The sequence below is a fragment of the Bradyrhizobium sp. JR3.5 genome (assembly GCF_054057015.1).
Genome location: NZ_JBSRYV010000002.1, coordinates 3,192,177 through 3,205,233 on the forward strand (window position 1 = coordinate 3,192,177; position 13,057 = coordinate 3,205,233).

The following is a 13,057-nucleotide window of genomic DNA, read 5'->3' on the forward strand; positions in this document are numbered from 1 at the left end:
GTTGGCCCGATCGCGATGGTTGTTGTCCCCATTCAGGTAGCGCGGGATACGGCGTTTGGCAACAATGCCTCACCCCGCGACATTCGCCGAAATCGAATGCCTGACGCGCGGCGACGGAGAGGTCCGATGAACAGACGCGAATTCACCAAGGCGATGCTGGCCTGCGGGGCAGCCATCCCGTTCGGTATCACGCGGGCGGCGGGCCAGACCCGCGGTGGAACGCTCAACACCATCATCCAGCCGGAGCCGCCGGTTCTGGTGACCGCGCTGAACCAGCAGCAGCCGACCTTGACACTCGGCGGCAAGATCTATGAAGGCCTGCTGAAGTACGGCGCCGACCTCAAGCCGATGCCCGGCATGGCGCAGTCCTGGGAGATCTCGCCGGACGGCCTGACCTACACATTCAAGCTGTTTCCCGGCATCACCTTCCACGACGGCAAGCCGATGACCTCGGAGGACGTGGTCTTCAGCTGCATGAAGCTGCTGGTGGAGACGCATCCGCGCGCGCGGCAGAACTTCGCACGCGTGGCATCGGCCGAAGCGCCCGATCCGCTCACCGTCGTGTTCAAGCTGAAGCAGCCGTTCGCGCCGTTCATCGGCTGTTTCGACTGCACGTCCGCGCCGATCGTGCCCAAGCATATCTACGAAGGCACCGACTATCGCAAGAACCCGGAGAACGACAAGGCGATCGGCACCGGCCCCTTCAAGCTGAAGGAATGGGTGCGCGGCTCGCATGTTCACCTCGTCCGCCACGACGGCTACTATCTGAAGGACGAGCCCTATCTCGACGAGATCGTCTACCGCGTGATTCCCGATGCGGCGTCGCGTGCGCTCGCGCTCGAGAACGGCACTGTGCAGCTGGTGCAATGGTCCGACGTCGAATTCTATGACGTGCAGCGCTTCAAGGCGCAGAAGAACCTCGAATTCACCACCAAGGGATACGAGTATTTCGCGCCGCACCAGTGGCTCGAAATGAACAACCGCATCGCGCCGATGAACGACAAGCGGTTCCGGCAGGCGGTGATGCACCTGATCGACCGCGAGGCGTTCAGCAAGCGCGTGTATTTCGGCAATGCCAAGGTTGCGACCGGCCCGATCTCGTCGAAGACGCGGTTCTACGATCCGAATGTGAAGCGCTACGAGTTCTCGGTCGACAAGGCCAAGGCGCTGCTTGACGACATGGGACTGAAGGTTGGCGCCAACGGCAAGCGGGCCGAGATCAAATACATTGTGCCGCCCTATGGCGAGTCCTATCAGCGCGCCGGTGAATTCTTTCGCCAGAGCTTTGCACGCGTCGGCATCGACCTCGTGCTCGTCGGCACCGACATGGCCGGCTGGGCCGAGAAGGTCGGCAACTGGGATTATGAGATGACCCAGAACCTGCTCTACCAGCTCGGCGATCCCGCGCTCGGCGTTGCGCGCACCTATATTTCGTCGAACATCAAGAAGGGCATCCTGTTCTCGAACACGCAAGGCTACTCGAATCCCGAGGTCGACAAACTGTTCGACGAGGCCGCCATCACGCTCGATGAGGCCAAGCGCCAGGAGCTCTACAGCAAGGTGCAGCAGATCCTGGTCGAGGATGTGCCGGTGGCCTGGACGCTCGAGATCGAATATCCCATCATCTACGACAAGGGGTTCAAGAACATCGTGACCACGGGCATCGGCTCGCACGAAACCTTCGGGTCGGTCTACAAATCGTGACCCGGCTCGGGAGCGCAGCGGCGATCGGGCTCCAGGCGATCAGCCGCATCGCCCAGCTCGTCGCCGTGATCCTCGTCATCGCGACGTTCAACTTCGTGCTGGTGCGGGCCGCGCCCGGCGATCCGGCCCAGGTGATGGCCGGGCAATCCGGCGCGTCCGATCCAAAGCTGCTCGACGATCTGCGCAAGGAATACGGGCTCGACAAGCCGTATTTCGTCCAGCTCGTGAGCCACCTCGGCCGCGTCGTCAGGTTCGATCTCGGCTATTCCTATCGCCAGCGCCGCCCCGTCGTCGATCTGATCCTCGAACGGCTGCCGGCGACGCTGCTGCTGACGGTCACGGCGTTCTGTCTCGCGCTCCTGATCGGCACCGCGCTCGGCGCGCTGGCGGGGCTCGCGGCCGGCAGCGTGCTCGATACGGTATTCACCGTGCTCTCGCTCGTGCTCTACGCGACGCCGGTGTTCTGGCTCGGCCTGATGCTGGTGCTGGTGTTCTCGGTGACGCTCGGCTGGCTGCCGCCGTTCGGCTACGAGACCATCAACGTCCAGCTCTCGCCAATCGAGCGCGCGCTCGACATCATGAAGCACATGATCATGCCGGTGACCTCGCTGGCAGCGATTTACCTCGCGATTTATGCGCGGTTGATGCGTTCCTCGATCATCGAGGTCGCGCAGCAGGATTTCATCAAGACGGCGCGCGCCAAGGGCCTGTCCGGAATGCGCATCGTGGTCGGTCATATGCTGCGCAATGCGCTGGTACCGGTCGTCACCGTTGCCGGCATGCAGGCCGGCGCGCTGGTCGGCGGCGCCGTGGTGATCGAGACGGTGTTCGCCTGGCCCGGCCTCGGCCGCCTGACCTTCGAGGCGCTGCTGCAACGCGACTATCCGGTCCTGCTCGGCATCTTCCTGATCCTCTCGATCGTTGTGATCGCGCTCAATCTTTTGACCGACCTGGTCTACCGGCTGATCGATCCGCGCATGACCACGGGAGCGGCGTGATGGAGACGGTGCGCGCCTTCCTGCGTCATCCCAGCGGCATGATCGGGCTCGTCCTGCTGCTCGTCGTCGTTGTCGTCGCGATCATCGCGCCGATCGTGTTTCCGGTCTCGCCCTGGGAGATGGTCGGTGCGCCGTTCACGCCGCCCGGCGAGGACGGGCTATGGCTCGGCGGCGATACGCTCGGCCGCGATGTCGCGGCCGGCGTCGCCTATGGGGCGCGCGTTTCGCTTCTGATCGGCATCGCATCGGCGCTCGCAGCGATGGCGATCGGCGTCGTGGTCGGCGCGATCTCGGGCTATTTCGGCGGCAAGGTCGATCTGGTGCTGATGCGGATGACGGAATTGTTCCAGACCATTCCGGCCTTCGTGCTGGCCATCCTGCTGGTCGCGACCTTCAATCCGTCGCTGCTCACGATCATCCTCACCATCGGTGCGGTGAGCTGGCCGCCGCTGGCGCGGCTCACGCGCGCGGAATTCCTGCGCCTGCGGCACCGCGAATTCGTCGAGGCGGCGCTGTGTCAGGGCGAGCGAACCTGGCGCATCGTGCTCGGCCATATCCTGCCGAACGCGATCTCGCCGATCCTGGTCGTGACGTCGCTGACGGTTGCGACCGCGATCCTGCTCGAAAGCGCGCTGTCCTTCATGGGGCTCGGCGATCCCAATTTGATGTCGTGGGGCTTCATGATCGGCGCGGGGCGCACCGCAATCCGCAATGCGTGGTGGATGAGCGTGTTTCCCGGGCTTGCCATCCTCGTCACCGTGCTGGCGATCAACCTGTTCGGCGAGGGCCTGTCCGACGTCCTCAACCCGCGTGTCTCGAGGCGCCGGTCATGAACGAGACCGTGCAGTCCAGCGCACCCGTTCTGGCCGTGGATCGCCTCTCGATCGCGCTTCCTAAAGGCGGCGACCGGCCCTTCGCGGTCGAGAATGTGTCGTTTGAGATCAGGCCTAACGAGGTCGTTTGCCTGGTCGGCGAATCCGGCTCCGGCAAGTCGATGATCGCCCATGCGGTCCTGCAGCTGTGTTGCCGCGGGGCGTCGACATCGTGTCCGGCACCGTCATGGTCGCGGGGCAGGATCCGTCGAAGCTCGACGGCCGCGGCTTGCGGAACCTGCGCGGCGGCAATGCCGCGATGATCTTTCAGGAGCCGTTGTCCTCGCTCAATCCACTCAAGCGGGTCGGCAAGCAGATCGAGGAGATGATCCTGGCGCACCAGCGGCCGACGCCGCCGATGGCGGAGGTCCGCGAGCGGGTGCAGACGCTGCTGACGCAGGTCGGGCTGCCGAACCCGCTCCTGCTGGAGAAAAGCTACCCGTTCGAGCTGTCCGGCGGACAGCGCCAGCGCGTGATGATCGCGATGGCGATGGCCAACCGGCCCGCGCTCCTGATCGCCGACGAGCCGACTACCGCGCTCGATGTCACGACCCAGCGCCAGATCCTGCGCCTGATCGACGATCTCCGGCGCGAGCGTGGCATGGGCGTGTTGCTGATCACCCATGATTTCGGCGTCGTCGCCGATGTCGCCCGACCGCGTCGTGGTGCTGCGCCATGGCAAGGTGGTCGAGCAGGGCACGGTCAGCGAGGTGCTGCGCAATCCGCAAGCCGCCTACACGCGCGAATTGATCGACGCGGTGCCGAAGGCGCGGCTCGCGGACATCCATGACACGATCGTGCGACCGGAGCCGCTGCTGGAAGTCGTCGGCCTGCAGAAGACCTTTCGGGTCAAGCGCGGCTGGTTGCAGCCGCCGCGTGAAGTCGTCGCCGCGGATGGCATCTCGCTGACCATGCACGAGGGCGAGACGCTGGCCGTCGTCGGCGAATCCGGTTCCGGCAAGTCGACGCTGGGGCGCATGATCATGCGGCTGACCGAGCCGGATGCCGGCGCCATCCGCTTCGGCGGCGCCGATCTCCGGCAGCTGCGTGGTGAAGCGTTGCGCCAGGCGCGGCGGCAGCTCCAGATCGTGTTCCAGGATCCGTTTGCCAGTCTCGATCCACGCCAGAAGGTCGGCGATGCCATCGCGCGCGGCCCGATGGCCTACGGCACCTCGCGCGCCGAGGCGATGGCGCAGGCGCGGAAGCTGCTGGTCCGGGTCGGACTGTCGGAGGCCGCCGCGGATCGCTATCCGCACGAATTCTCCGGCGGCCAGCGGCAGCGCATCTGCATCGCGCGGGCGCTCGCGCTGAAGCCGCGGGTCTTGATCGCCGACGAGGCAGTGTCGGCGCTCGACGTCTCGGTGCAGGCCCAGGTGCTGGCACTGCTCGCCGAGCTACGCCAGGAAATGCGGCTCGCGATGATCTTCATCACCCATGATTTGCGGATCGCTGCCGAGATCGCCGACCGCGTCATCGTGCTGCAGAAGGGGCACATCGTCGAGGAAGGCACCACCGCCGAGGTTTTCACCGCGCCGCGTCAGGCCTACACCCGCGATCTGCTCGATGCGATTCCCGGCCGCGATTTCTTCGATCAGCCGGGGTTTGCGGCCGCGGCCGGCGCACGCCAGACGGCGAGGATCGATTCCGGCATCGACGCGGTGTAGACTAACAACAAAGGGAGGTTCGCTATGGGTCACGAGGGCGCAGGCGGCAAGCCGCCGGTCAAGTCGCAGGAGGATCTTCGCGTGCATTTCGGGCAGTTGAGCCCGCTTGCCGAAAAGAAGGTGCTCAACCGTCTCGACAAGTTCTGCCGCGACTTCATCGCGCTGTCGCCGTTCCTGGTCATCGCCTCCAGCGACGGCAAGGGCCATGCCGACGCCAGCCCGCGCGGCGACGCGCCGGGCTTCGTCTCGGTGCTCGACGACAAAACGCTGCTGATCCCGGACCGGCGCGGCAACAACCGCGTCGACACGTTCGGCAATATCCTGGCCTCGCCCGGGGTCGGCCTCATCTTCATGGTGCCGGGCATCAACGAGACCCTGCGCATCAACGGGCGGGCCGAGATTTCGCAGGAGCCGGATCTCCTGACGCCGCTGACGGTGCAGAACGTCACGCCGATCATCGGCATCAAGGTGCATGTCGATGAGACCTACTTCCATTGCGGCAAGGCGCTGATGCGCTCAAAGCTCTGGAATCCCGCCGCGCAGGTCGAGCGCCACAGCTTCCCGACGCTCGGCCGGATCATCGCCGAGCAGACCGCCGCGGTCGAGGTCGCCGAGAAGACGATGGAAGAGGCCTATCGCACGAGACTGTATTAGAGCTTGAGATCACCCGCATGCGCATCCGGGTGATGACCCCGGGTGGTGTGACGCCTTGGATCGAGATCCTTCCTCATCGTCGTCCCTGCCTAGTGCGCAATTGCGCACTAGGCAGGGACGACGTGTTGGAGGGGCCGGCAGACTCACATCATGATTTCGGAATAATGGAAAAATACCGCTGAGTTGCCCGACGAGTCAAGCTGCCGTGTCGAACGCCGGCAGCCGCCGGCTACTTTGCATGGGGTTGTTTTTCGATATTTTGGTGGGCACCCCTTCATCGTGCGCTGACGCGTCGTGCCCTCAGCTCACTCCGCCGCGGGCGAGATCACGCTCGGCGGGCCGGGTGGTCGCTTGGTCTGGTCGGGCTGGCGCTCGCTCGGGGTCAGCTCATGATCGGCATGCGAGACCACGAGCCGCTTGCCGAAGCGCCAGATCAGGCCGCCGATATCGTCCATCACCATGAACATCGCCGGCACGAACACCAGCGACAGCACGGTCGAGAAGATCAGGCCGCCGATCACCGCGAGCGCCATCGGCGAGCGGAATTCACCGCCGGCGCCGAACGCCAACGCCGACGGCATCATGCCGGCGGCCATTGCGATCGTGGTCATCACGATCGGGCGGGCGCGCTTCATGCCGGCGTCGATCATGGCTTCCTCGCGCGCCTTGCCGTCGCGAATCGCCTCAACCGCGAATTCCACCAGCATGATGGCGTTCTTGGTGACGATGCCCATCAGCATCAGGATGCCGATCCACACCGGCGTGGTGAGCTGCTTGCCGGTCAGCAGCAGCGCGCCGATCGCACCGCCGATCGAGAGCGGCAGTGAGAACAGGATGGTGATCGGCTGCAGGAAGGTGCCGAACAGCAGCACCAGCACGGCATAGACCATCATCAGGCCGGCGGTGATCGCGGTGGCGAAGCCGTCGGAGAGCTCGGCGAGGCTCTCGGCGTCGCCGGACGGGCTGACCTTCACGCCCTTCGGCAAGCTCTTCATGACAGGCAGGTCGTAGATCAGCTTGGTGGCGTCCCCGAGCGCGGCGTTGCCGACGAGGTCGGCGGCGACGGTGGCCTGCCGCTCGCGGTCGTAGCGGTTGATGCTGGTCGGGCCCTGGTCGAGCTGGATGTCGGCGACGACAGAGAGCGGCACACCGCCGCGTTCGCCGCGCTGACCGAGCGGCACGCGCAGCTGCTCCAGCATCTGCAGGTCGCTGCGCGCGTTGTCCTCGAGCTGGACGCGGATCGGCACCTGGCGGTCGCCGGCGTCGAACTTGGCCAGCGCCGGGCCGACGTCGCCGATGGTGGCGACGCGGATGGTCTGCGACAGGCTTTCGGGTCGAGACGCCGAGCCGCGCCGCGAGCTCGGCGCGCGGACGGATGCGCAGCTCGGGCCGGTCGAGCGCGGTCTCCGAGATCACGTTGGCGATGATCGGAATCCGCTTCATCTGCGTCGCCAGCTCGCTGGCTACGTTGTTGACGATGTTGCTGTCGGTACCGGTGACGACCAGCGAGATGGCGCGCAGGCCGTTCTCGTCGAGGAACCAGAACCGGATATCGGGGACGTTGTCGAGCTCCTTGCCGATCGACAGCTCCAGCTCGCGCTGGGTGATCTTGCGGTCCGCCTTCGGCGTGTAGTTGATGATCAGCGCGGCGCGGCGCACTTCCTGGATGCCCGGCGGCACGCGGCCGCCGTCGACGAACACGCTGCGCACCTCGGGCCGCTTGCGCAGCCGCGCCACGATCTCCTCGGTGACTTTCTCGGTATAGGCAAGCTGCGAGCCGGGCGGCAGCTCCATCGCGAGCAGCGAGCGCGCGGTGTCCTGCGCGGGCAGGAAGCCCTGCGGCAGCAGCGTGATGCTCCAGATCGATGCGGCGAACACCGCAAATCCGATCAGCACGGTGATGTAATGGTGCTTCACCGACCAGGTGACGAGGCCGTGATAGCTGCGCAGGATGCGGCCGGGCGGCGGGTCGTCGTGGTCATGGTGCTTGAGGAAATAGGCGGCCAGCATCGGCGTCACGAAGCGCGCGGCGAGCAGCGAGAAGAACACCTGCACCGACACCGTAATGCCGAACTGCTTGAAGAATTGCCCGGCGATCCCGGACATGAAGCTCGCCGGCGCGAAGATCGCGATGATGGTGAGCGAGATCGCGATCACCGCCAGCCCGATCTCGTCGGCGGCTTCAAGGGCTGCCCGGTAGGGCGTCTTGCCCATCCGCATGTGGCGGACGATGTTCTCGATCTCGACGATGGCGTCGTCGACGAGGATGCCGGTCGACAGCGTGATGGCGAGGAAGGAGACCAAGTTGAGTGAGAAGCCGAGCAGGTCCATCGCCCAGAATGCCGGGAAGATCGACAGCGGCAGCGAGACCGCCGCGATGATGGTGGCGCGCATGTCGCGCAGGAACAGCAGCACGATGATGACGGCGAGGATCGCGCCCTCGAACAAGGTCGAGATCGCGGCCTCGTAATTGCCCTTGGTGAATTCGACCGAGGTGTCGATCAGCTTGAGGTCGACGTCGGGATAGGACACCTTCAGGGCGTCGATCCGCTTCTGCACCGCGGCGGCGACGACGACGTCGCTGGCGCCCTTGGAGCGCTTGATGCCGAGTGCCACCACCGGCTCGCCGTTGAAGCGGGCGAAGGTGCGCCGGTCGGCGATGGTGTCGGTGACGGTGCCGAGATCGTCGAGCCGGATCTCGCCGCCGCCGAACAGCGGAATCATGGTGCCGGCGAGCTCATTCAGCGTCTTGGCGCCGGCCAGCGTGCGGATCGCCTGGTCGTTCTTGCCGATCTCGGCGCGGCCGCCGGCGACGTCGACATTGGTGCCGCGCAGGATCTGGCTGACATTGACCGCGGTCAGCCCCACAGCCTGCAGCTTGTCGGGATCGAGCGAGACCAGGATCTCGCGCTCGACACCGCCGATGCGTTCGACCTGGGCGACGCCGCGCACGCCCTGCAGCGCGCGCTTGACCACGTCGTCGACGAAGTAAGAGAGCTGCTCCGGCGTCTTGCCGGGCGAGATCGCAGCGTACGTCACGATCGGCAGGCCGATCACGTCGACGCGCTGGATCAAGGGCTCGGTGACGTTTTGCGGCAGGTTGGCGCGTACCCGCGTCACCGCGTCCTTGACGTCGTTGAGCGCGCGGTCGGTGTTGGTCTCCAGCGCGAACTGGATCGTGGTCACCGACAGGCCGTCGGTGATCGAGGACGAGATATGGCGCACGCCCTCGACGCCGGAGACGCCGTCCTCGATCGTTTTGGTGACCTGCGACTCGAGTTCCGAGGGCGCGGCGCCGAACTGCGACACCGCGACCGAGATCACCGGAATGTCGGCGCTCGGCAGCCGCGTCACGGCGAGCTTGGTGAAGGAGACCCAGCCCAGGACCAGCAGGATGATCGAGAAGACGATCGAGGGAAGCGGGTTCCGGATCGACCATGCCGAGATGTTCAAAGCCATTAGCGTGCCCGAATTAGCGTGATCGCGTGCGATCGAGTTCGTCGGCGAACATGGTCTTGATCTGGTCGCCGTCATGCAGCGAGGTGCCAGCATCGGCCACGACGATTTCGCCGACGTCGAGGCCTTCAAGGATTTCGGTCGAGGTGTCGGAGGTCAGCCCGACGCGCACCCTGCGGGTCTCGACCGTGTTGCCCTTCACGACCTGCAGGGTCAGGCGGTCGATCGCGGTGCGCGGCACGGCAACGCCGCAGGAGCGCTTGGCGTCGATATTGGCGCGCGCGAACATGCCGACCTTCAGCGTCGGATTGTTGTTGATGGTGATGCGGACATGCCCGAGCTGGGTGGCGCGATCGATCTGCGGCGAGATCTGGCGGACCTTGCCGACGATGTCGGGCGCGTCGTCGCGGCTGATCCGGACATTGGCGCCGGGATTGAGCTTGAGGAGCTGGAAGCCCGGCACCTCGGCGTCGAGCTCGATCTCGTTGTTGATGGAGATCTTGAACATCGGCGGAGCCTGCGGCGAGGCTGGAGCGCCGGGCGCGGTGCGCACCTCGGTGACGAGGCCGGCCGCCGGCGCGCGCAGCACGATCGGCTTGGCATTGCCCTGCGCCGCCTGCTGCGGCGGCGGGGTCAACCGCGCCAGTTCCTGGTTTTCGGTCACGGTGTCACCCTCGCGGACCAGCACGTCGGTAACCTTGGAGCCGTCCTGGTCGACATTCACCTGCGCCTCGCGGCGCGGCACGATAAAGCCGGTGACGCGGACCATGTCGGAGAAGCAGGCATTGGTCGACTTCGTCACCACGACCAGGGCCTGGCCCGGCGTCTCCTTTTCCTCCGGATGGGAGCGGTGCTCGAACGCGTAATAGGCGACAGCCAGCGCGAGGAAAACCACCGTGCCGAGCGCAGGCTTGAGGTATTGCGAAAAATTCATCGCCTGATCAATCCAGAACTTGGCGCGTATCGACAGTGATTGTCTTGGGCGCTCGTCGAAGTCTCATCTCGCCGTCGTATCGTGTGGGCATCGGAAAGGCCGGGGTCCATTGTTCCGGATCGTGCCCTGACGTCATGTGAGGCGGGTCACCTGTGGGCCGCTTTGGTCGTACGCCCCAAAGCAAATGCGCCCCGCCGGGGTGCGGGACGCATTGTAACCTCAAAAAGCGGCCACGCCACCGCCCATCGCCTCTGGATCACTTGGCGGCGGTGTCCTTGTTTTCGACGTTCACGACCTGCACGCGCCGGTTGATGTCCGCCATCGGGTGGCTCGGGTCCTTCAGCTTGCTCTTGCCATAGCCGACGGTGACGAGATCGGTGCCGTTGATGCCATATTTGTCGACCAGATAGCGCTTGATGGCGTCGGCGCGGCGCTCCGAGAGGCCTTGATTGTAATCCTCGCCGCCGGCGGCGTCGGTGTGGCCGGCGACCACGAAGGTCGAGCCCTTCAGGTCCTGGTTGGTCAAGGCGCGGCCGAGCGCCTGCACCGATGGCAGCGACTTCGCGCTGATGTCGGCGGAGTTGTAGTCGAAGTTGATCTCGAGATCGATCTTCGGCTTGTCCTGGACGATGGTCGCGATTTCCTCGCGCTCAGTCGAGGACAGCGAGCGGGTGGCGCGGCCGCGGACGCTCTGTACGAATTTGGCCTGGTCGGCGTTCAGCCCGGGCGAGGTCTGCGGGCCGGCCGAAAGGCCGCGGGTCAGCGGCTTCTTCTCGGGCGTCAGCGCCTTGATGATCTGATCCTCGGTGACGTCACCAGCGCGGGCGGCCGCCGTGCCGAACGACAGCACGGCGCCGATGGTCGCGATTGAAAGGATCGCGGCCCTTGCCGACGGCTTGAACATTTCGGTCCCTCCTGCGCCGGCTGGCGCGGTTCCATGCAATTCTTCAGATTGATCGCGGGCATCGCTGCCCGGCACGCACCCTCTGATTAGTCGCGCAATTTCGCCCGCGGTTCGAGCCGCGGGCAGGCCTCGTTCATTTGTCACTGTACGCCGTAGTCGGCGAATTCCTTGACGATGTTCGGGTCCATCGCCTTGGCGTTGGCGATGTCGAGATCGCCTTCCGCGACCGAGCCATTGCGCTTCTTGGCAAGGCCGCGCCCGTACAGCGACGAGGTCAGCCGCGGGTTGATCTTCAGTGCGGCGTCGAAATCGGCGATCGCGTTCTTGTTCTGCCCGCCCTTCAGGTTCATCAGCCCGCGGCTGTCGAGCGCATCGACGAAATTCGGGCGCAGCCGCAGCGCCTCGTTGCAGTCCTTCAGGGCCGCCTGCAGGTCGCCGATCACGGTGCGGACCCAGCAGCGATTGTTATAGGCCTCGACATCCTTCGGGTTCAGCCGCAGCGAATCGGTGAAATCCTTCACCGCGAGGTCGTAGGCACCCTTGCTGGCAAAGACCTGGCCGCGGCGATACAGCGCAGCCGCGTCATCCGGGTTCTTGTCGAGCCTTTCGTTCAGCCCCTTGATCGTCGGATCATCCGCGAGCACGGGCGAATTGCTCGGGGCCGGCGTGGGCTGGATCACCACCGGCGGTGGAGGCGCGGGTGGCGGCAGCGCGATCTCGGGCGCTTTTGGGGGAGGCGGGGGTGCGGCCGGCGCTGTCGCGACGGCTGGCTTCGGCGGCGCCGGCGGTGGCGTCGGCGCCGTTGCGGCTGGGGGCGTTGGTGTCGGCTTCGGCGTTGCAACGGGCGGGGCTGGCGGAGCCGGTGGAGGCGAGACCGGCGGTGCCGTTGCCACCTCGGGCGACGGTGACGCGGCAGGCGCGGGCGCGGCGTTCGACGGTCCCGTTGCGCCGCCTGGAACGGCTGCGCCGCTTGGAGTGGCTGCGCCGCCTGGAATGGCTGCGCCGGCTGGACTGAACGAGAAATCCTCGGCCAGCGACGACGAGATCCACGGCACCTGTTCCTGCCGTGAGGCGCGGGTGACGCCGACGCGGGTGCGGTTCAGCGTTTCCTCAGCCATCAGGTCGGGGGTGCGGATCTCCTTCAGCAGTTCCCGCACGAATAGGCTGCGGTCGCTGCCATTGTCCGAGACCACCGATGACAGCGCGGCCGAATACATCACCAACGTCCCGTTGGGTGCGATCACCGGGGCGAGCCCCGCCGAGAAGCTGCGGAAACGGCGCTCGAACGGGTTGCGCCGCGAGGCGTCGACCAGGGCGATCTTGACCCCAGCACCGCGGCTGTTGATCTCGCCGAGCACGGTCTCGAGGCTGAAGCCGTCGCGGCGGACGTCGGCCTCGGCCCAGATCTGGGCATCGATCGGGATCATGTAGCTCTGCCGGTTCGACTGGATGCCGTAACCCGAGAAGAAGATCAGCGCGACCGAGCCCGGCTTGATCTTGCCATAGAGCCGATCGAAGGCGCGGCGCATGCCGTCGCCGGTCAGGTTCTCGCCGACCTCGACGGTGAAGCCGTCACGCTTGAGCTCGTCGGCGACGTCGCGGGCGTCGTTGACCGGCTCCTTCAGCGGCGCGTCGGCGTCGGGATATTTGGCGTTGCCGATGACCAGCGCGAAACGATCGCCGGCAGCGACGGACAGGGTGGGCGACGCGATTGAAAAAATCAGCGTGGCGAGCAAGGCAAGGCGGATTTTCATAATCGCGGCTAATCCAGATCGCGGCATTGCAATGAAATGGCGCCGCTTTCAGCCTGCGCCCCGGGGACCTTACTCTAGCGAAAATCCATTATCAAACCACGGTCAAACCCCCGTCAA

Annotated in this window: 7 protein-coding genes and 2 pseudogenes; 5 read left to right on the forward strand and 4 right to left on the reverse strand. The window is 65.7% G+C overall.

All coding sequences use genetic code 11. The features are described 5' to 3' along the window. Window positions 1-126: 126 nt before the first annotated feature. The 5 genes and pseudogenes from ACVWW1_RS32215 to ACVWW1_RS32235 all read left to right on the forward strand — a co-directional run bounded on the left by ACVWW1_RS32215 (window position 127) and on the right by ACVWW1_RS32235 (window position 5,892). Window positions 127-1,704 carry an ABC transporter substrate-binding protein gene (locus ACVWW1_RS32215; protein ID WP_456658644.1) on the forward strand — a complete coding sequence of 526 codons (1,578 nt, stop codon included), beginning with the start codon at window positions 127-129 and terminating at the stop codon, window positions 1,702-1,704. Then, window positions 1,701-2,702: an ABC transporter permease gene (locus ACVWW1_RS32220; protein WP_456658645.1), complete on the forward strand. Its 1,002-nt coding sequence runs from the start codon at window positions 1,701-1,703 to the stop codon at window positions 2,700-2,702. Before ACVWW1_RS32215 ends, ACVWW1_RS32220 begins: the two co-directional genes overlap by 4 nt. Next, window positions 2,702-3,535 carry an ABC transporter permease gene (locus ACVWW1_RS32225; RefSeq protein WP_176534272.1) on the forward strand — a complete coding sequence of 278 codons (834 nt, stop codon included), beginning with the start codon at window positions 2,702-2,704 and terminating at the stop codon, window positions 3,533-3,535. The genes ACVWW1_RS32220 and ACVWW1_RS32225 overlap by 1 nt, the downstream gene beginning before the upstream one ends. Continuing rightward, a pseudogene (locus ACVWW1_RS32230) lies at window positions 3,532-5,238 on the forward strand (dipeptide ABC transporter ATP-binding protein). The gene ACVWW1_RS32225 and the pseudogene ACVWW1_RS32230 overlap by 4 nt, the downstream one beginning before the upstream one ends. A gap of 24 nt (window positions 5,239-5,262) precedes the next feature. Beyond that, window positions 5,263-5,892 (forward strand): pyridoxamine 5'-phosphate oxidase family protein, encoded by a 630-nt coding sequence (locus ACVWW1_RS32235; protein ID WP_456658646.1) that lies wholly within the window; start codon window positions 5,263-5,265, stop codon window positions 5,890-5,892. 305 nt (window positions 5,893-6,197) lie between these two features. Here the strand turns inward: ACVWW1_RS32235 and ACVWW1_RS32240 are convergent. From ACVWW1_RS32240 to ACVWW1_RS32255, 4 genes and pseudogenes are all read right to left on the reverse strand, one after another. Further along, window positions 6,198-9,351 (reverse strand): annotated as a pseudogene (locus ACVWW1_RS32240) (efflux RND transporter permease subunit). A 13-nt stretch (window positions 9,352-9,364) separates the two neighbouring features. Next, window positions 9,365-10,282 carry an efflux RND transporter periplasmic adaptor subunit gene (locus tag ACVWW1_RS32245; protein WP_456658647.1) on the reverse strand — a complete coding sequence of 306 codons (918 nt, stop codon included), beginning with the start codon at window positions 10,280-10,282 and terminating at the stop codon, window positions 9,365-9,367. Between the two features lie 256 nt (window positions 10,283-10,538). After that, a complete protein-coding gene (locus tag ACVWW1_RS32250) occupies window positions 10,539-11,186 on the reverse strand; it encodes an OmpA family protein (protein WP_456658648.1) in 648 nt (215 codons plus the stop codon). A gap of 140 nt (window positions 11,187-11,326) precedes the next feature. Beyond that, window positions 11,327-12,940 (reverse strand): caspase family protein, encoded by a 1,614-nt coding sequence (locus ACVWW1_RS32255; RefSeq protein WP_456658649.1) that lies wholly within the window; start codon window positions 12,938-12,940, stop codon window positions 11,327-11,329. Window positions 12,941-13,057: the final 117 nt, after the last annotated feature.